General features: G+C 60.7%; 21 protein-coding genes and 1 pseudogene. 2 read left to right on the top strand and 20 right to left on the bottom strand.

The window, feature by feature from the left end:
• Nucleotides 1-21 precede the first annotated feature (21 nt).
• From PJ259_RS08225 to PJ259_RS08160, 14 genes and pseudogenes are all read right to left on the bottom strand, one after another.
• The gene (locus PJ259_RS08225) at nucleotides 22-333 is read right to left on the bottom strand and encodes a hypothetical protein (RefSeq protein WP_271655438.1); all 312 of its coding nucleotides are present in this window, start codon (nucleotides 331-333) and stop codon (nucleotides 22-24) included.
• Nucleotides 330-3,347, bottom strand: a complete 3,018-nt coding sequence (locus tag PJ259_RS08220; RefSeq protein WP_271655437.1) for a conjugative transfer ATPase — start codon at nucleotides 3,345-3,347, stop codon at nucleotides 330-332. Before PJ259_RS08220 ends, PJ259_RS08225 begins: the two co-directional genes overlap by 4 nt.
• Nucleotides 3,347-3,793: a TIGR03751 family conjugal transfer lipoprotein gene (locus tag PJ259_RS08215; RefSeq protein WP_271655436.1), complete on the bottom strand. Its 447-nt coding sequence runs from the start codon at nucleotides 3,791-3,793 to the stop codon at nucleotides 3,347-3,349. The genes PJ259_RS08220 and PJ259_RS08215 overlap by 1 nt, the downstream gene beginning before the upstream one ends.
• Nucleotides 3,771-5,291, bottom strand: coding sequence for a TIGR03752 family integrating conjugative element protein (locus tag PJ259_RS08210; RefSeq protein ID WP_271655435.1), 1,521 nt, complete (start codon nucleotides 5,289-5,291; stop codon nucleotides 3,771-3,773). Before PJ259_RS08210 ends, PJ259_RS08215 begins: the two co-directional genes overlap by 23 nt.
• On the bottom strand, nucleotides 5,275-6,180 hold the full coding sequence (locus tag PJ259_RS08205; RefSeq protein WP_271655434.1) for a TIGR03749 family integrating conjugative element protein: 906 nt from the start codon (nucleotides 6,178-6,180) through the stop codon (nucleotides 5,275-5,277). Before PJ259_RS08205 ends, PJ259_RS08210 begins: the two co-directional genes overlap by 17 nt.
• On the bottom strand, nucleotides 6,177-6,833 hold the full coding sequence (locus tag PJ259_RS08200; RefSeq protein WP_271655433.1) for a PFL_4703 family integrating conjugative element protein: 657 nt from the start codon (nucleotides 6,831-6,833) through the stop codon (nucleotides 6,177-6,179). The genes PJ259_RS08205 and PJ259_RS08200 overlap by 4 nt, the downstream gene beginning before the upstream one ends.
• Complete coding sequence (locus tag PJ259_RS08195) at nucleotides 6,830-7,210, bottom strand: TIGR03750 family conjugal transfer protein (RefSeq protein ID WP_271655432.1); 381 nt, start codon at nucleotides 7,208-7,210, stop codon at nucleotides 6,830-6,832. Before PJ259_RS08195 ends, PJ259_RS08200 begins: the two co-directional genes overlap by 4 nt.
• A 15-nt stretch (nucleotides 7,211-7,225) precedes the next feature.
• Nucleotides 7,226-7,591, bottom strand: coding sequence for a TIGR03745 family integrating conjugative element membrane protein (locus PJ259_RS08190; RefSeq protein WP_271655431.1), 366 nt, complete (start codon nucleotides 7,589-7,591; stop codon nucleotides 7,226-7,228).
• 18 nt (nucleotides 7,592-7,609) lie between these two features.
• Complete coding sequence (locus PJ259_RS08185; RefSeq protein ID WP_271655430.1) at nucleotides 7,610-7,849, bottom strand: TIGR03758 family integrating conjugative element protein; 240 nt, start codon at nucleotides 7,847-7,849, stop codon at nucleotides 7,610-7,612.
• Nucleotides 7,846-8,142: an integrative conjugative element protein, RAQPRD family gene (locus PJ259_RS08180; RefSeq protein WP_271655849.1), complete on the bottom strand. Its 297-nt coding sequence runs from the start codon at nucleotides 8,140-8,142 to the stop codon at nucleotides 7,846-7,848. Before PJ259_RS08180 ends, PJ259_RS08185 begins: the two co-directional genes overlap by 4 nt.
• A 172-nt stretch (nucleotides 8,143-8,314) precedes the next feature.
• Nucleotides 8,315-8,635, bottom strand: a complete 321-nt coding sequence (locus PJ259_RS08175) for a hypothetical protein (protein WP_271655429.1) — start codon at nucleotides 8,633-8,635, stop codon at nucleotides 8,315-8,317.
• 232 nt (nucleotides 8,636-8,867) lie between these two features.
• Entirely contained in the window at nucleotides 8,868-12,161 is a 3,294-nt protein-coding gene (locus PJ259_RS08170) for a DEAD/DEAH box helicase (protein WP_271655428.1), read from the bottom strand.
• Nucleotides 12,154-13,008 carry a hypothetical protein gene (locus PJ259_RS08165; protein ID WP_271655427.1) on the bottom strand — a complete coding sequence of 285 codons (855 nt, stop codon included), beginning with the start codon at nucleotides 13,006-13,008 and terminating at the stop codon, nucleotides 12,154-12,156. Before PJ259_RS08165 ends, PJ259_RS08170 begins: the two co-directional genes overlap by 8 nt.
• Before the next feature lie 297 nt (nucleotides 13,009-13,305).
• A pseudogene (locus PJ259_RS08160) lies at nucleotides 13,306-13,951 on the bottom strand (TIGR03747 family integrating conjugative element membrane protein); the annotation flags it as partial.
• A gap of 54 nt (nucleotides 13,952-14,005) precedes the next feature.
• Here PJ259_RS08160 and acuR point away from each other — a divergent pair.
• A complete protein-coding gene (gene acuR, locus PJ259_RS08155; RefSeq protein ID WP_271655426.1) occupies nucleotides 14,006-14,638 on the top strand; it encodes an acrylate utilization transcriptional regulator AcuR in 633 nt (210 codons plus the stop codon).
• Nucleotides 14,639-14,683: 45 nt separating this feature from the next.
• A complete protein-coding gene (gene acuI, locus PJ259_RS08150; RefSeq protein ID WP_271655425.1) occupies nucleotides 14,684-15,667 on the top strand; it encodes an acrylyl-CoA reductase (NADPH) in 984 nt (327 codons plus the stop codon).
• A 173-nt stretch (nucleotides 15,668-15,840) separates the two neighbouring features.
• Here acuI and PJ259_RS08145 read toward each other — a convergent pair whose 3' ends face one another.
• The 6 genes from PJ259_RS08145 to PJ259_RS08120 are packed head-to-tail and all read right to left on the bottom strand — an operon-like array spanning nucleotide 15,841 to nucleotide 20,863.
• Nucleotides 15,841-16,587: a TIGR03747 family integrating conjugative element membrane protein gene (locus PJ259_RS08145; protein WP_271655424.1), complete on the bottom strand. Its 747-nt coding sequence runs from the start codon at nucleotides 16,585-16,587 to the stop codon at nucleotides 15,841-15,843.
• A gap of 40 nt (nucleotides 16,588-16,627) precedes the next feature.
• Entirely contained in the window at nucleotides 16,628-18,781 is a 2,154-nt protein-coding gene (gene traD, locus PJ259_RS08140; protein WP_271655423.1) for a type IV conjugative transfer system coupling protein TraD, read from the bottom strand.
• 2 nt (nucleotides 18,782-18,783) lie between these two features.
• Nucleotides 18,784-19,041: a hypothetical protein gene (locus PJ259_RS08135; RefSeq protein ID WP_271655422.1), complete on the bottom strand. Its 258-nt coding sequence runs from the start codon at nucleotides 19,039-19,041 to the stop codon at nucleotides 18,784-18,786.
• A gap of 9 nt (nucleotides 19,042-19,050) precedes the next feature.
• A complete protein-coding gene (locus PJ259_RS08130) occupies nucleotides 19,051-19,551 on the bottom strand; it encodes an integrating conjugative element protein (RefSeq protein WP_271655421.1) in 501 nt (166 codons plus the stop codon).
• On the bottom strand, nucleotides 19,548-20,126 hold the full coding sequence (locus tag PJ259_RS08125) for a transglycosylase SLT domain-containing protein (RefSeq protein WP_271655420.1): 579 nt from the start codon (nucleotides 20,124-20,126) through the stop codon (nucleotides 19,548-19,550). The genes PJ259_RS08130 and PJ259_RS08125 overlap by 4 nt, the downstream gene beginning before the upstream one ends.
• Nucleotides 20,111-20,863, bottom strand: a complete 753-nt coding sequence (locus PJ259_RS08120) for a TIGR03759 family integrating conjugative element protein (protein WP_271655419.1) — start codon at nucleotides 20,861-20,863, stop codon at nucleotides 20,111-20,113. Before PJ259_RS08120 ends, PJ259_RS08125 begins: the two co-directional genes overlap by 16 nt.
• Nucleotides 20,864-20,871 lie beyond the last annotated feature (8 nt).

Raw genomic sequence — 20,871 nt, 5'->3', positions numbered from 1 at the left:
GCCGAGATATAGCTCCCCTAATCATGCCGAAGCCTCTCGTGCATCGGGCTCCTCGACCTGCCGGCCCAGCACTTCCCTGTGCAGGACATCGAGCAGCGCCTGCTGGGCCTCATCCGGCTGAGGGTGCTTGGCCAACCAGTCTTTGAGCGCCGTATCGAGCTGGGCCTCAATTTCACGGCGATCCACCGCGCGTGATTTCACTGCCTGCAGGTTGCTGATCAAGACCGGTGCGCAGATCTGCAGGGCCGTGAGCGTCTCGGGCAGGTGCGGCTGCCGAAGCAAGCCGGTCAGGCTGTCGATGAGGTCCTGGGTGAATTGGTCCATCACTCTCATCGCCGGGCTCCTCGAGCCGGTGGCAGCTTGAAGGGGTAGGGTTCGATCCCTCGTAGCCGGTCCAAACGGGCGGCGACGGCCAGCGCGGCGCCCAGCTCGTCGGTGCCGAGCTCTTCCATCAGCTGGGCGCGCTCCGCCTTCTCCTCAGGCTCCGTCATAGCCAGGGCTAGATAGAGACTGGGCGGTACCGCGCGGAAAAGCGTCTCCATGGACTTGGAGAGCACCACGCCTTCGGTATAGGCGCCGCTCTGCTTGCGTGCCGACAGCATCAGTTCCTTCTGCGCGGTACTCAGGTTGCGGAATTTGGAGATCTTTTCGACTTCATCCGGCGGCATGTTCAGGCAGATCCACCACTCGATCATGTTGAGCATTGGCGCGCCGGAAATCGGGATGTCATCAATGTTCTGGGTCGCTAACCAGAACCAGGCGCCGAGCTTTCGCCACATCTTGGTGATCTTCATCGCATAGGGCAGCAGCAGCGGGTGCTTGGTGATGATGTGGCCTTCGTCGGTCAGCTTGATCAGCGGCCGGCCCTTGTACTGGTCACGCTCAGCGATGTTGTTGATCGAGTTCAGCAGCGAGATGTAGGCGATGCCGAGCTGCGCCTGATAGCCCTCTCGGGCGTAGGTGGCAAAGTCCACGACAGTCAGGTCAGCCTCTGGCCAGGGCGTGCCGGGGCGGTTGAACATCTCGCCGTCGGCGCCCATGCAGAACATCTCCATGGCTTCGGCCATCTCCTGCAGGCGCTCCCGTCGTGGCGCTGGCAGGCGTTCGTCACATGAAGCTTCGCTCAGTGCGTCGCGCACATCTTGGGTGAGGACCGTCTTCTCTGCCTTGGAGCAGGCCTTGGCGGCATTGATGATGGCGTGCCGGATGGCAGCCCGGTCGGCGCGTGTCATGCGGGCGTCTTCCTTCTCTTCGCCGCCGGTGATCATCAGGCGAGCCACGATCTCCATCTCGCCGAGCACGTCGCGTTGATCGTCCTCCAGGTCGGGCTTCGGGCTGCTGGCTTCGTCTGAGGCGTCGAGGTCCTCGGCATCGAGTACGGCCACGTGAGCCGGATCCTCAGCCAGGCGGATGGCGTCGGCGAAGGGCGCCAGGCTAACGCCAGCGCCGGGAACCAGGCGGACCTTATGGACGGTCAGGCCGAGACGCTGGGCGAAGTCCGCCAGCAGCCCGAAGCTGTTACCGGCTTCGGCCACGAAGATGCGCGGCCGGTAGATGGCCAGCCACTGGATCAAGAGGTTGTTGAGGGTCGCCGATTTGCCGGCACCGGTAGGACCGAAGACGAAGCCATGCGCATTCATCTGCCGATCGAGCTTACTGAGTGGATCGAAGGTCAGCGGACTGCCACCGCGGTTGAATTGAGTGATGCCCGGATGTCCCGTTCCGGTTGAGCGGCCCCAGATGGGCGCCAGGTTGGCGACATGCTGAACCAGCATAAGTTGGGTGTACCACTGCAGCGCCCGCGGCTGGTTGGGATCGAAGTTGCCGGGCAGCCAGCGCAGGTAGCTGTTCAGTGCAGCCACCTCATCCTCAGGCCGCACAGGCTCGATGCCGGCGCTGGTCAGGGTGTTGGTGAGGTCGTTGCAGCGCTGCTCCAGCTCCTGCTCGTCCTTACCCCGGACATAGAAGGCCACGCTGCCCTGGTAGAGCTTGTGCTTGCGCCCGATCAGCTGACGGGCGTCCTTGATGGCCTCCCGGGTGAGGGCAGAGGCCTGGTTGTCGCCGACGGCCTTCTTGTGCAGGTTGTTGAGGTGGGCTTCGAGCGTATCCTGGGGCGTGGCCACCAGCGTGATGGCCAGCACGGTGTCCTCGGGCATCTCGTCGAACAGGGCGTGCAGGGCATCACCAAAGTTGCGCTCGCCGGTCATGTGACCGGTCCTCGGCGCGGTGCGCAGCCGATCCAGCGTCACCACACGATGGGGTTGGCCATCGAAGAACCACAGGCCCTTCTGCGCATCCGAGCGAGGCTCGCGGTACATTAAGCACTGGGAAAAATCGGTCCCGCTGGCCAGGAAGGGAATAGTGCCTTCGGCCAGCAACTCGTCCTGGTCGAGGGTGCTGTTGACCACCTCGAAGAACCGCTGCTGGTCCTTGGCCGAGGTGCCCAGGTGATCCGGGCACGGATTGAACCACTGCAGCAGCCAGTAGCGAATGGCGCGCTCGTCCATCCGGTGAGCCGTCACGCCGGCATTACGCAGCGCGCCGGTCAGCCGGCTGCAGATGTTCGCCAGGTAGGCAGCGGGCGCCTGCCCCCTGACCAGACCGTCGCCGATGCTCCGGCGGGAAACGACCATCCGGACGCGCCGATGCTGACCACGCCAGGGCAGGTGGGATACGGCCGTGTCGTTAAATAGACCGCCAGGCTTGGCGATAGCATGCAGGTGGTGCTTCATCAGGCTCTGATAGAGCTTGGTGAATTCGGAGCCGCGTGCGCGCGGCTGGATGTAGTTGGTCAGCCCCGTGAGATAGCCGTCGAACTGGGTCTCGTCGCGGGCATAAAACTGGATGACCCAGGGACTCTGCTCCAGCTCATCGAAGGCGTCCTGCAGGGCGTTCTCCAGGGCGTCGCGGGCCTGGCGAAGCCAATTGGCTTCGCGGCCCTCGGTACTGATCGGCACCAGGTCGAAGAAGGCGGCCAGCGACTTGCCGTCTTCCAGCAGCATCGCCTGATGCTCGGGCAGGTATTCGATCCAGGGCAGCAGGTTGGTGAAGCTGGGATTGACCTGGTGCATGTTGGCAATGTCAGCGACCGTCGCGGGCTTCTCCTTGCCCGTCATCCAGGCACCTGGCTCAGGGATACCGTGCGCTCTCAGGCGATCCAGGTAGCGCTGGTAGGCGGCTTCCTCGTCGACCTCGAGGGCGCGGGTGGCCCGGATGGATTCAGGATGAATGACTGGCTCAGTGTTATCAGCTGGCTCATCAAGGGCTTGCTGGCTTTCCACCAGCGCTGGCTCAGCAGTCGAAGTATTGGGGGTCTTCTTGCCACGCAGGCGTTCGAAAATGCCCATCAGTAGTTCTCCACCCGCTCACCGGGCATGGCGTACTGCACACGCTGGTAGAGCGGGAAAACGGTGGTATAGCCGGGGATGGGTGCCGGGTCGGAGCCGGCCAGGTGCGGGAAGACGTACATGACCAAGTCCGGATTAGGCAGGCGCTTGAACTGGCTATAGATCTCGTTCTGCGCGGTGCGCGAATAGCCCGCGTTGTCAGCCAGCGGCCGAGCCTGGGCCGTGTCCACAGGACGGCGCAGCTCTGCCCGGGCATCGACGAGTTGGCGACCCTGGCTGCTGCCGGCCGAACCGGTGGTACCGGCGTTCCAGACGTCCATCATGGTCTTGTCGCCATGGGGGAGCATCTTCTCCTTGTCGACCGCGCAGCCGCTGGCCAGCAGGGACAAGGCCAGTACAGCCGCTATCTGAAGTCGTGTGCGATTAATCGAGGGCAGCCGAGGCATGGCGAGCTCCTGTCCGATAGTCGACCTTGCGGCCCTTGAGTTCGTAGTCGATGGCCAGCTCCTGGTCGAGGTGGATGGCCACCTTCGCCCCGGGCTGCACGTAGACGGCGGCAAAGGCCTGGCCGTAGAGCTTGTTCACCCAGGTGGAGATGTCGCTGACACCCTGGTTCAGGATCTTCCCCATGGCCTCATTGCCGGACATGCCGGTCGTGCCGATGGTGCCGTTCGGGGTCTGGACGTAGCTGGAGCTGGTGCCGTCGTTCTTGATGAGCGAGGCGGCGCCGGCGCCGGCAGCGGTGATGAGGGCCTGGGAGCCGATGTACTGGGAGGCGTTGCTACGGCGCTCGCCGGCGATGCATGGGATGCCGTAGGGGTCGCTGATCCAGCCCATGCCACCCTGAACCGCAGCGGGCTGGCCGTTGGTGGAGGCGTTCTGGCTATTCTGTCCGTTGTTCTGCTGACCAGCGTTTTCCTGGGGCGCCGGCAGGGTACGCACGGTGCCGTCGGTGAAGACGAAGGTCATGCTGCGGATCTGGCCGCGCACGCAAGACAGCGTCCAGTCACCCGAGGCCGTCCCGCTCACGACGGCGCCGGCGACGTCGGGCAGGTCGATGCCGTTGGCGGTCAGGTTGTCGGGGCCGATCAGGACCTTGAAGGGGTAGGGGTCGTTGACCGTGCCATCGACCGGCACGCGGCCCACCAGGGCGGTCATGGACACCGAACCCATCAGCGTCGAGTTCTGCGGCAGGGTGTAAACTTTGCGGACCTTCTTGCGGGACTGCTCATCACCCCCCATGCCATCGGCTGCGCGCTGAGCGCCACCTGAGGCAGCATCCAACGTCTTCTGGCCGGCGGCTCCGAAGGCGGTCGGGAAGGCGAAACCGCTGGCGGCCTGGCTGCTGCCGGCAGCAAGGCGCTTGCCATTGGCGTCGACGGCGGTGCCATCCTGCGGCTCGATCCAGACCAGGTCCGAGCTGCCGCTACCCTTCTTGAACTGATTGCCTTCGCCGGGAGCAATGCCGAGCCCGATGGGCATGTCCGTACCCGAGCTCCCGTTGCCGCCTACCTGGTTACCCATCTGGGACAGGGTGTTGAGCTGCTTCTGCAGGCCATCAAATAGACCCTGCGTCTGCTTCTGCTGGCTCTCCAGGCCCTGGTTGATGCCTGCCTGAACGCGACTATCGACCGTGGTGTTGATGTTGCTCAGCTGGGCCCTGAGACCATCGTTCTCCCGCTTGGCCTCTTCGTTGTCTCTCAGGACCTTGTTCAACTGCTCTTTCAGCTGGCGACTTTCGACGACGATGGTGCGCAGAGTGTCGTTGGCCGTATCGCCCTCGATCCCCAGCGTTTTGGCCTGTTCAGGCGTGAGCTGGGCGGATTGTGGCTGCTCGGGCGTTTGCGGCTTGCCCTTACCGAGTAGGGTCACGCCGACATAGACCACCAGGATCAGAACCCCCAGCAGCGCATACTTGAGCAGCGGATTACTTCTGAGCTGCATGACGGGCCTCCGCGGTGACGCGAGGATCTGCGGCGCCCAGGCTGGGCAGCAGTGACTGGCCTAGGCCATGATCCTGGGTGACCAGGTAGAGCACGGTGGTGTCGCTGGCATCGCCCCGGGCGCCAAGGTAGGGGTGCTGGAAGGTCGCGGTGGCGAAGTCACCCATGAGCTCACGCGGATCCAGGACCAGGCGCTGGCCGGTCTGGTTGCGCAGCTTCACGGCAGTTACCCAGTGATCGTCCAGGCGCCAGGCGCCCAGCTGACTGGCCTCAACCGGCAGCGCCGGCAGCAGCGTCGACAGGTCCAGGCGCTTATCGATCCTGACCTGGGCGACGCCGTCGACCGGCTCCACGGTGCGCAGCGGCGCATAGAGCATCTGGGCGGCGTAGCGGGTGAGCACGACGGGGATCGGTGTTTCGCGCTTGGGCGGCGCCGGCTCGTCCTCTTCCTCATCGGCTTGGTGGCTAGCCTTGGCCGACGACTTGGGAGCGGCCGCTACGGCCTGACCATAGCGGGCCGGGGTCGTGTCACCTGGAACGATCTTGATCGGCTCAAGCGCAGCCTGGCCTTCCTGCGCCGGCGTTGCGGCGATGTCGACCAGCATGATCTCGCCGGTGGCCGCATTCTGCAGCTGCAGCCGGCTGGGCTCGATCGGGTCTTTGGCCCGGAGATAGATCGCCCCGCCGGTGCTTTGCACCCTGAGCTTGTCAGCGATGGCGAAAGGGACGCCGACCCGAACGTTGGCATCAACGAATAGGATTCGCTCCTGGCCCACCACGAGCGGGATGGCCAGGGGGACACGCTCCCACTTGCGGATCTCGATGGCCTGGGCAAGGCTGCTCAGCAGCAGGCCGCCCAGCATCAGGGCGAGGGAGTGGCGGGATCTCATGGTGTACCTCGAGCTTTGACTTCGACGCCGGCCTCGATCCGCTGCGGCTGACCGCTGTAGCAGTCCCACTTCATGCCCCAGGGGTTCTTCTCGGGATCGACGTCGGACCTGACGATGTGGAGCGGGTAGCGCGTGAGTGCCGTCTTGACCTTCTCGCCACCCAGGTACTCGTTGGCAACGACATCGAGCATGACCGTCCACTCGCTATTGCCGAGCACCTGGACGCGGCGGGCGGGGTCGTCGCCGTAGCCTGATCCTGGGATCTCCGCGACGTTGCGCACGCGTTTGCGCAGCTCACCGCTGTTGCGTTTGAGCGCTTCGTCCCCCTCCAGATAGGCCTTGCACGAAGGGGTAATGAAAGGGGTCAAGCGAGCGATGTTGTCGCTGTAGTTCTTCTCGCCATCGGAGGGCCAGCTGTTCATCTGCTGGAAGATGTAGAAGGCGTAGGAATAGACCGACTCCGGAGGAATCTCCCACCAGGGGCGTGTGCTGCCGGAGCGCAGGTCCGGCGGCACGTGTATGGTCAGGTCCTTGGGCGCGCTGTACCAGCCGTAGCCATTCCAGATCGCGATGCCACTGACCAGGCCCAGGGCAAGGCGCAGGGTGGTGATGTGAGCGCGCTGCGACTCGGACAGCTTCCAGGCCCGGCTCATAGCCCCACCATCCGCTTGCAGGTCCAGGCACCGCTACGGATGACCAGTCGGCGACCCGCCAGCCCCCAATGCGCGAGGCGCCACTCGGCTTGCCGCCAGAGCCAGGTTTCCGGGCGGCCGCGCTTCCAGCGACGCAGGATTCGCCCAGCGGATACCAGGCCGAGGGCGCCACACGCCAGCGCGGCGAAAATCGGCATGGCCGGTGTGATGAAAAACGCAAATGGGATGCCGACTGCGATTCCAAAAGCAGCACAGATGCCGACCGTGGCGAACATCTCGTCCGTGGTCAGGCCGCCGACGACGACGGGTTGAGTGTTGAGGCGATTCGGCAAGAAGCGAAGGGTGCCGTCCTCATGCAGATCTTGAGTGATGTCCATCGGCGCCTTCCTGCCTTACATGATGCCGGTGGCTTTGGTGACGATGAAGATCACCAGTCCGATGAGCACGACACCGATGGTCACCGTCACACCCAGGTCCTTCCAGGTTTTCTTGCCCACGTGAATCTCGTGGTAGACGGTGATGCCGTGAGCGGCGACGACGATCAGGCAGAAGGCGCACAAGGCCAGCGCAAACAGCGAGACGAGGTCGAAACCGTAGTTCTTGATCGTTTCCAGCCAGGTAGACCCTTCGCCTCGCGACGGAGCTTGTGCTTGGGGAAGAGCGGCTTGGCTGATCGACGGAAGCAGGGCGGCGCTTGCCAGAACGGCTTGTGTTCTGGCGCGGGCGCCGAGGGTGGACAGACGTTTGAGGGACAGCATGGATTTCTCCTCGAGGGGTTAATGCAAAATGAGCCAGGACAACGCGCAGTAGAGGAGTAGCCCACGGACTAGGGCGCCCTTGGCGGCGGCGGCGTTGAGGTTTTGGTTCGCCCAGCCCTTGTAGAGGCTGATGGAAAGCCAGGCGAACCAGAGGGTGACGACGGCCATGGCCAGCGATAGCCAGAAGGTGTTGCTGGCCGCCGGCGTAAGGCCACTTGCCGCCTGAAAGGCGGCGGTCTGAGCGGCAGTCATGCTCATGGCTGGGCGCCTTCGCGCTGATACTGGCCGGAGAGCTCGGCTGCATCGCGCGGCTGGGCACGGCTCGGTGCTAGGTAGTCCTGCAGGCCCTGGCGGATCCGGGCGATGTCGGCGGCGAGACGGTTGTAATCCAGGTGGTAGCGGGAGCTGCCATCGCTCGGCAGCTCGGCGCTGCGCCTGGCGACCGCCTCGACGGCGTTGAGCTGGCGGATCATCACGTCGACGTTGGCCTGCTCGCTGGCCGTACCGGCGGCGAGTGCGGGACCCGCCATGAATCCGAGCGCGACGACCAGGCCGCTGACTAGTCCGAAGTGGACGGAAGGCTTGCGTTGAGGAGAGGACAGTTTCACAGCGGGGCCCTGGGCAGCGGGTTGATGCCGCACAGGATGCAGAGGGCCACCAAGGAGGTCAGCGGGAAACCATTACTGCGCCCAAATAGGTTACAAACCCGCTTGGTTACTGACTTTACGCAGGGACGATGAGGCGTTTGAAAAACAGCAGAAAGCCTGTGGCCACCGCGTAGCCCACGCCCCACCCCTGGTTGCCCTGGGCGGTCTGCTGACCAATCTGGGCGCGGCCTTCCAGCACTGGCTGCGCGCTGACCAATTCCCAGCCGTCCGCGCCCAGGGCCTGCAGGCGAGCCTGTCGTTCTGGATCGGCTAGGAAAGCGGCGACGTCAGGGGTGCCGGTCTGCTGTTCGTGCTTGAACATCAGCCAGCCGCGTTCTTGGACGCGGTAGGTGAGGGGGGAGAAATCAGTGTGGTATTCGAAGCGGGCGGGGGACATGGACGGCTCCAGTTCGATGGGGTGGCCATCGTCCTGTGGCCCACTGCAACCTCACCAGGCGAAACCGTATCTGGGTCTCAAGAGGTTACGATCAGGGCGTCGAACGATCCGCTTGGCTATGCTGTGATCAGGAATATCATTGGGGTGCGTGTGATCAACATTGCGCCTCAGCCGAAGGCGTTAAGAAATAAGTTTTTAGGTCTTGGTAAGAAGCATAGACCCGCTGCCAGTCCTAGTTGTCTTCACTGGAAGAAGAGAATGTTTGTTGTAAAATCGCCAGATTGATTTCATCTCGAATAACGTCCATTTCTGCCAGGGCGTCAGCTTTAAAGTAGATGGTCATTTCAGTGTGCATTTTAAAGGTTCCAACTCGTGAGGGGAGTATAGCTATTTGCCTTAAAGCCATATGATGACGATCATAGTCTCCTGCTTTCACCATTTGCGGAAGTAGCTCAATTATTGGGTAAGGTGTTGTATTTTCTTCGATGTTCTTGTAGGCAAAGATTTGTCCGACCACATTGAATAAAAATCCGATGTCGGGAGTTATACGTATCGCAAATCGCCGGGCCCTTTGAGCTGTCGTTGATTGACTTGCTCTCTGCTTGACATCTCCTTCGTGCTTCCGAATGAAAGTGAGTAGCCAGGTTTCAATCTCGATTAGTGTTTTCCCCGTGCACCACATTGTAATCAGTATTTTGAGAGCTTTAATTGTACGTTTTGCAGTAGTCTTAAGGTTTTTTGTATTTGTGTAGGAACGACCGAATACAGACTCTAAAGCCGACTCTCTAACGAAAATGGTTAAGTCCATAGGGTTTTCTGCTACAATATCAAGTAGCCAGCTAATCCAATCTTGGGTGGCTGTCTTATCAAGCGGTGCCTCTTCAAGAGACTCAACTAGTCGCGCAACTAGTCTTGGCGGCATCCCGTTGCGGACAGCGATTTCCCGTTGCCATTCAAGAATGGTCGGGTCTTTTAATTGCAATTCAGCAGCTTTTAGTGCAGCTCGTCGATGTTTGAGCCATTTATCTGCCGCTATAGGATTAATCTCTTTGCGCCGGAAAAAGCCTAGGGTTCGTTGAACTATATCGTCGAAGCCGCTCTCGCCGGTAGTAGTGACGGCAGATAACCGACGTATTACCGATTGTACCTTTGGGTCAAGATCAGCAGATACTTCAATCCGATCCAGCAATAATTCGATTGGGTCGTAAATTTCTTCACAAGCGTCTTGCTCAGAAAAAACAGTCTCTAAAACCCCATTCTGAGGAAGTGAAAGACTATCTCTGTATACAAATATTGGATTTGCAGGTACGACAATTGCCAAGCCGGTTGCTGCGTATGCTGCGCGTCCCGCTCTTCCAAGCGCATTGAGTATTTCATGAGGACGCAAATCTTTACGGGGATTGCCGTTTGGATCGTCAACAGCGCTCCTATCGGTACCTGCAAGAATTACAACATCACACGGAAGATTCAATCCTTGCGCAATGGTGGAGGTCGCAGCGATTACATCTAGCCCCAAGTTCTCGCTTTCGACATTTCTACGAGTTCGAAATACGTTCTCGGTCAACCGGCGCTCCATGGGGAGCAGATCGCCATGATGCACCGCTGCCCTACACCCAGTGGGATCGAATGCCGCTTCGATCGATCCGACATCCTCAAGAATTGACTGACGCATCTGTTCTTGCGTTTCGTCCAGTGCAACTGTCGCCGCGGTCAGAGTTTTGTTTATGTGAGTTGCGACACTGCTGCATGCTTTTGTATCATTGCAGAACACGATTACACGCTTCCCAATAGAAGCATAGTCCGCTGCAATTTGCGCGGCTACTTCGTTTCTGTTAGATGTTAATTTTCCTCTAGAATTTTTTAAAAGCGCCGGTCGCCGATCGGTGATTGCTTGTATTATAAGCTTTTCCGGTCTTTTGGGATGCCATCCGGATATTAAGGAAAAAAGTCCTAAAGGTTGTGCGTTAACTCTATTGCGCGCTGTTTTAGTGGTTGCGTTTAACGCCGCTCGCTTAGCCTCATGCACCTCGGATATGTCATAGATAATACAGGATCGAAGTTGGCGAGTGGGTTTCCAAGGATCGTTAAAAGCATCAACTTCTCTTCCTGTGACAGCACGTAGCCAACGCGCTATCTCGTGTCCATTAGCAACCATCGCAGATAGTAGTAACACGTCTGCATTTTTGCGATATCGTAGAAACGTCAGTAGCGCCAACATCGCATCTATGGCGCGCGTGCTGACCTTCGGCGACGTAGCTGGATCATCTGCACTAATAAGATGGAATTCGTCGAACACCAGGAGTCCGACCTTATCGAATAGCTTCGGCGCGAAGCCTAGCAGGGCGAGGCAACGCTCTGGGGTCATGACGGAAAACGGCGGCAGTCTATCGCCGAGCTCATCAAGTGACACATCTTCTACGACGCTTACCTCCTCTAGGCCCCCAACCTGTGGGGAAAAGTCGGCTTCCACTTGATCGACCAGAGCATGAGTTGGCGCGAGATAAACAACGCTTTCACCTGAACACAGGGTTGCTGCGATTTTCAAGACAGATAATGTCGTTTTCCCCGAACCTGTAGGAGATGTCATCACCATGGATCTACCACGGTTGAGGTAGCCAGTTTTAATTGCTTTAATGTGATTGATCCATAAGAACGGCCTCGATTCCGCTTGCGAAATGAGCCACTCATTCCATGCTTGGGTTTTGGCTTTAGATGGTGCTGGAAGTTTAACCAGCATCGCCTCCTCCATACCATCTATAAGCCTGGCCAATAAGGTTGCGAGATGATGAGGGCCGGCAAACTGATTATGCGTAGCAGCCTCTACATCAAAAGGCAATTGGATCTCTACCTCCGAGGCCTCTGATAATCGTATAACACGTTCAAGTCTTTCGCGAATGTCCGGGATTGCAGCGATGCCACGCGCGCTCTGTGCAAGTCCTTGAGCTACGTAAGCACATTCCCTAAAAAGAAGGTCGGCAGCTATTTCTCGGCTGTCTCTCGATGCTATCTTATCTTCATCTAGGTCACGCTCTACAAGGTTTCTTAGATTGCCGCTCGCCAGTTCCCGAAGGCTCAGAATTAAAGTGCGCCGGACTGCTCTTGGTTCACCCTTGGCCTTAAGTCGACTCGCGGCCTCTGTTGCGTCTGCCGCCCGGTCAGCAATCAAAAACAGAAGTGTTGCAGAAATCGATGATCCGATTGCATCACTCGATACAACGGTTGGGCGGTCCCATGATACGTCTCGGGCACTGCTCAATATCTGATAGGCACTTGCGGCGACAAAAGCAGCAGCGCGAGTTTGATCGGGCCGGAGATTGAGTGCAACATAGGCTTCGAAGGTCGATGCAAGGCGTCGTACCCGGTCTAGTACATCGCTCGTGGATTTATGTTCATTTTCGTGTGATAGGAGGCGTATCGCAGCTAGCTCAATGTGAGCAGCCGTCAGTAACTCGTCCAAAGTTTCTGGATCTAGGCCAACCAAATCAGGTGCCTGTCGCAGTAGTGAGCGAGAACTTAGGTCAAACACCGGCAATCTCCTTTACCTTGGCAGCTACCTCATCAGCAAGGAGTCCCAAGCCTTTTCGTACATCTTCAAAGCCCATCACTCCCGCGGTGCGTGTCTCAAGTTCACCACCAGCGGTCGCTTCAAAGCCAGCTATGATGTGCAAATAACTTCCATTCTTTTTCTGGTTAACACTCGTCGCTACAGCAACTCTAAATTCGCGTGAATTTTCCCAAAAAACTGCGTCCACCGCCTGTTCAACATCAATGTTTGGAATGGTCTTTAGTAGCGTTACGAGGTCAGCAAGTATCTCATCGTCACGCATACCATTACGGATTTCTGCGATTTCAGTCCATACGCTAGAAGTAATTAAGTTGCGCGGTGCTATCGAAGCTTTGTCCTCGCATAAGACAATCCGCTTGACTTCTTGCATGCTACCACTTAGTTCGATGATAAAGCCGTCAAAGCCTTTATCTGCTTGTCGGACATGGGGAGAGTTCATATAGCAGTTTGGGAGGGCTAGTCGTGCAGCAATCCAAGAGATATGCTGAAATAGAAGTCCATCGCGGTGGATGATGGATGTTTCAATCCGATTTTTCGCTGCTTTCTTTTGTTCATCAGTTCCCGATTGGAGCTGCTCGATGTCTCTAGTGCGTGGGGCAGTAAGTTTTCTCACGACATTTTCTGCGACCTTGCCTTTTGAAGCACGCATCTTAGGTTCTAATGCTTCAATTATTCGCTGGGCATTCTCCTCTTGACGCAAGTATAAGTAGGCGACTATCTCAACTAACTTGGCTCGGTTTCTATTAATTATCTTCCATTCTGAAAATTCACACTCAGGAGAAGAGGCCTGGCTAAAGGTTATTGGCATGTTAGTTTTCCATACTCGCCTAGTTTTCCTTGTTCAGTGGTCGCTATCTTGTTTTTCTCATGTTTTAGTTTGGTGTGGAGCTATCTGTATTTTAATTGGTTCTATTCATCTTCCGGTGATACGGCCTTCGATCCTTTTTTTTAGAGCAGGCTCATATTTATTAATTGATAATTAGCCCTCTCGCCTTCGCTATGCGAATCGAGCCGAGTATGAGATCTGGTGATGTGACTCTAATATCAGTTTCAGCATCCTTGCGACCTCTTGGCCAAACAGATAGCCATAGTGCTGAGGCAAAATCTACAGGTACTTCCTGAATAAGGCGGTCGTGAGGTTCACCGATAGGGCCAGCAGGGCGGCACAGGGCAGCAGCACCAGGAGCGGGCTCACGCTGAACGGCAAGGCGAGGTACAGCGACCCGGGGCAGCAGGGCCAGCGGCAGCATGGTTCTGTGGGCCTTGTGGTAGAAGTAGCTCGACTCGCGGCTCACGTTGAACTTGCGGATGTCCCGCCGCACCAGACCGTCGATGAAGCCAACCAGAGCGGCCATGGCAAAGAGCGGTACCGCCAGGATCAGGATCACCAGGCGCACGCAGAACACCAACACAGTGAAGAGGGCAGACAGGCCGTAGGTCTGCACGGTGGTAATGCTCTGCGCTGCCATGTAGCGCAGATCCAGTTCGCCCCGCGGGCCGGCAGTGGCCAGCTGCTGCATCCCGGTCAGCCAGTGGATCAACCCGGTCTTAACAAACAGCCAGTCATAGAGCAGGCTCACCAGCCAGGTCGCAGTGTGCCCGGGCTCCTTCACCACAACGCTGGACAGGAAGCCCTGATACAGCCAGGCCAGCTCGTGATCGAGCATGCCCTTGGCGTGGTGCCAGCCGGCCTCTGGCCAGAGGAAGTAGAGGCAGAGCCAGTCCACCAGGACGGCGCCGCCCAGTTGCACATCGTCCGACAGAAAGCTTTGACATTAGAGACGATCGGTCTAAATACTAGAGCCATGACCGCCCTCAGCTCACTACCTCGTCGTGGCCGCCCTCCCAAGGTGGCGCGAACTCATCCCGATACCCGCGAAGCCTTGCTTCGCGTTGGCATGGCGATTTTCACCGAGCAGGGCTTTTCCGCGACGGGCATCGACGCTGTGCTCAAGCAGGTCCAGGTTCCCAAAGGCTCGTTCTATCACTACTTCGCTAGCAAGGAAGCTTTTGGCCAGGAGGTTCTGCAGAACTACGCCGCCTATTTCGCCAAAAAACTCGATCTGTGGTTGCTGGCGAGTGACGTCCCTCCGCTCGAGCGGCTGTGGAATTTCGTCCAAGACGCCAAGGCGGGCATGACGAAGTATGGATTCCGGCGCGGTTGTCTGGTGGGCAACCTCGGTCAGGAGATCCTGGTGCTTCCAGAGAGTTTCCGTGCCCAGCTGGAGGCCGTCCTACTGGATTGGCAGGCGCGTCTGGCACGGTGTCTGACGGAGGCAGCTGAAAACGGGACACTCCACGCGGACACGGACTGTGACGCTCAGGCAGCGTTTTTCTGGATTGGCTGGGAGGGTGCGGTGCTCCGCGCGCGACTGGCGCAGAATGCCGCGCCGCTAGACATCTTCATCGCCGGCTACCTCGCCGGAATCACGCGATGATTTTTTCGGTTCATTTTTAGACGATCGGTCTAAATAGGAGGGTTCATGTTTAAAGCTCTGCTCATCGAGAAGCACGATGAGGCGCCTCGCGTCGACATCACCGAAATGGCCGAAACGCAGTTGCCGGAAGGTGATGTGACGGTCAGGGTTCTCTACAGCACTCTCAACTACAAGGACGCGCTGGCCATCACGGGACGCGGCCCGGTCGTTCGTCAGTTCCCAATGGTCCCCGGAATCGATTTCGCGGGCGTGGTCGAGGTGAGTTCGAATCCACAGTACCAACCTGGCGATCGAGTCCTGCTCAATGGCTGGGGCGTCGGTGAGAGCCACTGGGGTGGCTTGGCGGAGAAGGCGAGGGTGAAGGGCGAATGGCTGATTCCCCTGCCGTTCGCGCTGTCGGAGTTTCAGGCAATGGCCGTGGGGACTGCCGGCTACACCGCGATGCTCTGCCTGATGGCCTTGGAGCGCCACGGACTCACTCCGCAAAGCGGCAAGGTACTGGTCACCGGGGCCACGGGCGGCGTGGGTAGCTTCGCCATTTCCCTGTTGGCCCGCCGCGGTTACTCGGTGCTCGCCGTCACTGGCAAGCAACAGGAAAGTGAATACCTCAAACGTTTGGGCGCCGAATCCGTGATGGATCGGGCAGAGCTCAGTGCGCCAGGTCGACCGCTTGGCAAGGAGCGCTGGGCGGCGGCCATCGATTCCGTCGGCAGCCATACCCTGGCCAATGTCTGCGCAGGAACCGCAGCTGAGGGGGCGGTCGCCGCCTGTGGCTTGGCGCAAGGAATGGACTTACCCATGACTGTCGCGCCCTTCATCTTGCGCGGGGTAAGTCTGCTCGGCGTGAACAGCGTGACCCAGCCCTACGAGCGGCGAGTGGAAGCCTGGCGGCGACTCGGCGAAGAGCTCGACAGCGACCTGTTGCTCACTATCAGCCGAGAGATCTCCCTGCAGGACACCGTGTCCGTCGCTGACGATTTGTTGAGTGGGAAGGTCCGTGGAAGAGTGGTCGTGAAAATGAGCGTTTAAAGTCGTATTGGGTATCAACAGTCAGTCGGGATGGACACTTCTACATCGCTCAGGGGCCACCGCATGGACATCTCCACATTGGTTCGGACGGTTTTCCAATACCACCCCTGCAATATGGTCGCGGATTGAGTGCTCTCTGTAGTTAGGGGTGCGGCCGCGGAGCAGGCCGGCGACTACAGGTACTTCTTGAATGAGGCGGTCGTGAGGTTCACTGACAGAGCCAGCAGGGCGGCACACGGCAGCAGCACCAGGAGTGGGCTCACGCTGAACGGCAAGGCGAGGTACAGCGACCAGGGCAGCAGGGCCAGCGGCAGCATTGTGCTGCGGGCCTTGTGGTAGAAGTAACTCGACTCGCGGCCTGCGCTAAACTTGCGGATATCCCGCCGCACCAGGCCGTCGATGAAGCCAACCAGGGCGGCCATGGCGAAGAGCGGCACGGCGAGCACCAAGATCACCAGGCGCACACAGAACACCAGGATGGTGAATAGGGCCGACAGGCCGTAGGTCTGCACCGTAGTGATCCCTTGCGCAGCCATGTAGCGCAGATCCAGCTCGCCCCGCGGGCCGGCAGCGGCCAGCTGCTGCATCCCGGTCAGCCAGTGGACCAACCCGGTCTTCACGAACAGCCATTCGTAGAGCAGCCCTACCAACCAGGTTGCGGTGTGCCCGGGCTCCTGCACCACAACGCTCGATAGAAACCCCTGCGACAGCCAAGCCAGCTCGTGGTCGAGCATGCCCTTGGCGTGGTGCCAGCCGGCTTCTGGCCAGAGGAAGTAGAGGCAGAGCCAGTCCACCAGGATGGCGCCGCCCAAGGACAGGAGCATCACGCCGATGAAGTGGAAGGGGAGGCTGAGCACCGACCCGATGAAGGTTTGCTCCTTGACCTGTTGCTGCTGGGCGCGCTGGGCGACGTCGGCCATTAGCGGCCTCCTCTGGGGTGGTCGTGATCAAGGCCTGTGGTCATGCCGCGTCTCCTTCGTCAGCGGCGCCTTGGGCCATCTGCCGGAAGTCGTCCTGCAGGTCAGCCGGCAGTTCGTCTGCGACCCGGCGCTGGCCAGGAGCCTCCCACCACTCGCTGCCGGTGGCCTGACCCACCTGGTAGGCCTTGCGCATCTTCTCCGCGAGCTCCTGCAGGTCCTTGGGCATCGCTTCATCCGGATCCACCGCCGGCAGCGGCATCCGCACCTTCCACAGGTTGCCGCCCTCGATCAGCGCGTAGCACTGGCCCTTGGGTAGCCCGACCACATGAGCAGGCTCCAGCATGGGCACGCTGGTGGCGCTCAGCTGGTCATGGGTGTTGGAGGTGAAGGCGGTCTTGCCGTTGACGGCGTCGCTCGCGCTGCTTGCCGGCGTGGCGGTGAAGACCTGTACCTTGGGCAGCTGATTGGTCAGTAGCTCAGCCGTCGCCGTTTCGCGGACCCGCAGCATGAAGAGGTTGTTGAAGTTGCCGATGATCTGCCCGGCCTTGGCGCGGTTGCCGATCTTGGCCTCGATGTCGGACAGGGTCTGGGTGTAGGCCGTCACCTGCAGACCGGCACCGCCGCCCTTGTTGATCATGGGAATGAATTCATCGCCGATCAGCTCATTGAACTCATCGGCGTGCAGGTTGATGGCCACCTTGCCGCTGGCCTCCCCGGGCAAGCCGTCATCGATGCCGTACTTGTAGATGTGGCCGGCAACCGAGACCAGGTCCGAGAACATGGAGTTGCCGACCGCCGCCGCGACCTCGGTGTCGGAGAGGGCGTCCAGGCCGACGTAGACCACAGCGCGTTTACGCACCACCTGCATCCAGTCGAAGATCGGCCGCGGGTCGTTGACGTCGTGGTAGTCCGGGGCGATCAGCTCGGCCATGCGGCCGGTGGTGAGTTTCTCCAGCAGCGGCAGCAGCGAGGCAACGATCTTGTCGAAGTAGGTCTTGTCGTAGCGCACCGCACTTCGCAGACCGTCCATGACCGGATCCATCACGCGGGTCTGGTTCAGGTACTGGTCGATGGCGATGACCCGCAGCGGTCGGCCCTTCATGTTGAAGGGGACGTTCTTATCGTTGAGCTTGCTCTCGATGAAGATGATCTTTTCCCAGGCCTTCGGGTCGTGCTCATCGAAGTATTTCTGCGCGTATTCCAGGAACAGCCCTTCGATGTTGATCACGTGTTGCTGGATCTGCAGGTAGTCCGGCCGCCGGCCAAGGGCGACCAGTGCCCGAGCGATGATGTTGACGAACCGCCAGGCGAATTCCTTGAATGCCGCCGAGTTGCCCTCGCTGGATAGCTGGCCGGCGACGCGGGTGGCCACCTCCGAGATCCGGCCGAAGCGGCCCACTGCGTTGTAGCGGGCGGACTGGTCCGGCCAGCCCAGGTGGAAGACGTAGAACTCATTGGCCCGGCCGGCGCGTTCGCACTCGACGTACATGCGCTTGAGCAAGTCGGCATCGCCCTTGGGATCGAAGACGATCACCACCTCATGCTGGCCGCGCCGCTTGCGGCGGATGTCCTGGGTGATGAAGAGCTCGGCCAGGCGCGTCTTGCCCACGCGCGTTGTGCCCAGGACGATGGAGTGACCCACTCGCTCGCCCAGCGGCAGGGTGACATCGTGCTCCTCGGGCTCAATGCCGTGCAGGCGCGGCAGACCGCCCACCGGAGGCAGCGGTCGGAACGGATTCGCCGCGTTGTCCCAGGCGGTGGCCTTGGCCAGCAGGGTGAGCGGAAAGGGCGCGAACTCGAGGCGCCGCGCCTTGTTGGTCCACTCGGACGGCTCGACATAGGGCGCGTACTGCGGCAGGTAGGTGTCGACCAGGCGCTGGGTGTGTTTCTGTTCCCAGCGAAAGCCCTTGCCCACGAACAGCCGCTCATGGCTGACCGGGATCTCCTTGCTGGTCATGCTGTAGAACGACAGGCGCCGGATATTCCGTCGGTAGCGCAGCACGCGCAGCGCCTGGCGCAAGCGGTAGATCCCGAAGCCGAGGAAGGCCACTGCTGTGACCAGGCCGAACAGCGGGGTCAGGGCAACCGCCCAGGGCGCGAAGACGCACAGGAAGGCCATCGCCAGGCACACCTGGACCGTGTAGAGCTCAACGGCAGGGCGCAACAGCGTGTCCAGTGCATGGTTGCGGGCCATGGCTAGCGCTCCAGCTCGTCAGCGTCTGGCAGCGGCAGGGCCGCGGCGTGCTCTTTGCGGATAGCCTCGGCTTCGCCACGCGGCAGCGCTGCCTCGAAGCGCTCACAGAGGGTCAGCTCATCATCCAGCGAGCGTCCCTCAATCTCCCCGCCATGGAGGTCGATCAAGACGCCGAGGTCGCCTGCGAGCGCTTCACGAGCGGCGGCTCCGGCGGGCATGCGGATCACCAGCGTCAAATACGGGGATAGGGGGCTGGGCATGAGGGACTCCTATTGCTCCAGAGCGGTGGGGGTGATGAGCACGGGGTAGTGGTTGAGCCCGAGGCGGGCGGCCAGGTCATCGCCGACCATGGGGCTGATGGCCAGCCCGGGGGCCCAGCTGCGGATCGCGGCCAGGCGCTGGGCGCTGGCCACATTGACCGCCAGGCCAGCGGCGCCGAGGCGCTGCAGAGTCTCGCCACGGCTGGCCAGCCACTGGCGAGACAGGTCGTCATCGCCGATCAGGAAAAAGGGCTGCAGGCCCGGTGCGTTCAGTGCGCGCCCCTGGACTTTGCCGGGGGTGAGCCGTTGCGATCGCACGGGGAAGCCCAGGGCTTGGGCAGGCTGAGGCAGCGGTGCTTGCCGCTGTGCCTGTACCGGCTCCGGGTTCAGGCTCTGGTAGTAGGGCAGGGCAGAGACGCCGCCGCGGTCTTCGACCACGGTAAGACTGGCGGCCTGGGCGGCCAGCGGCAGCGTCATAGTTAGGATGAGGAGCGAGAGGATCTGCTTCATGGGTTCGAGGCCAGCAAGGTCACGCCGGTGACCCGGCTCAGGTGTTTGGCGAAGAGCTCGCGGTACTTGGCAGCGGGGGCGCCGCCAGCGGGACGGTGATAGCGGCCGGCGACATTGATCCAGTCGCCGCCCTGGGCGCGTAGCTCGGCCAGGATGTCGGTACCCACCTTGAGGTTCTTGTATGGGGCGAGCGCAGAGCAAGGCGGTGCGCCTGCGCCGAAGCGATGGCCATTCCAACCCATATTTATCTGCATCAGTCCGGCGTCGACGCGCTTAGGGCCTACTGTTTGCAGCGCTACCAAAAGGGCCGTGCAGGCATCAGCGCGGGTGGCGAAGCGATAGCCCGCGCCGGCGACATTGAGCGTCCAGGGCCAGGGGACCAGCTGTGGGCCTCTGCCGCGCAGGCGGGTACCACTCTCCTGCAGAGCCACCGAGTACAGCACCTCGGAGGGGATGCCCGCCTGATAGGCCGCCAGTTGATAGGCGGGCGGCGGTGTCTCGGACCCCTGGGCGCCAATCGCAAGCGCCTGCAGGATCACGCCGGCGCCGAGCGCCTTGATCATTGCCGTAGCCATTGCCCATTCACCTCGCGGACAACGGCCGGTAACTCGCCGCCCAGGCCCAGCTGGACCCAGCGGCCGGCGTCGTGGTTGAGGGTGATCTGCCGTCCGCGCACTTTGGCCGGATCGACGCCGGCGAGCACGGCCCAGCGGCGGATCCGGGCATCGTCGTTCTGACTGCCGATCAGGTAGAGGTCGAAGCCCTGGCCAGCGCTCTGCAGCGCCTGGACCCGCTCGGTGCAGGCGGCGCAGTTATCGGTCACGAACACGGCGAGCCGCCCATTGCCGCGCACGGCCGGGCTGGCCTGAGGCGCTGATTGGCCGCCGGCCTGCACCGGCTGCAGGTTCGGGTAGAGGCGATTCCAGGCGTCACGGTAGGCCTGGTCATAGGCCAGCTCCTTCTGCACCCGCTGCGCCTCGGCGCGAACCTGCAGCTCTGCGTAGCGGCGCCGCTCGGCATCGGACTGGGCTTCGATGCCCAGAGCGGTGAGCGGATCCAGACCGGGCGAGTAGACGCCACGACTGCCCTGCATCAGGGTCCGGTAGCGCTGGAATTCCTGACTGCTCAGGCCCCACTCTTGGGCGATGGCGCTGTCGTTACGCTGGACCGCGCTTTGGCGCTCAGCGCTACCCGTTTCGCCGGAGAAGACTTGGGGGGCGACAAGGTCTGCGGTGAGTGCCGGCGCGGATGGTGAGAGCAGGATGAGGGCGATCGCAAGGCTCGCGGGGAAGAGAGGGGACTGGGGGCGCATGAGTTGCC

It is taken from the genome of Pseudomonas sp. JBR1 (assembly GCF_028198185.1).
In the GTDB taxonomy this organism is placed as follows: Bacteria; Pseudomonadota; Gammaproteobacteria; order Pseudomonadales; family Pseudomonadaceae; genus Chryseomonas; species Chryseomonas oryzihabitans_E.
This window is presented reverse-complemented; position numbering and strand designations above follow the sequence as displayed.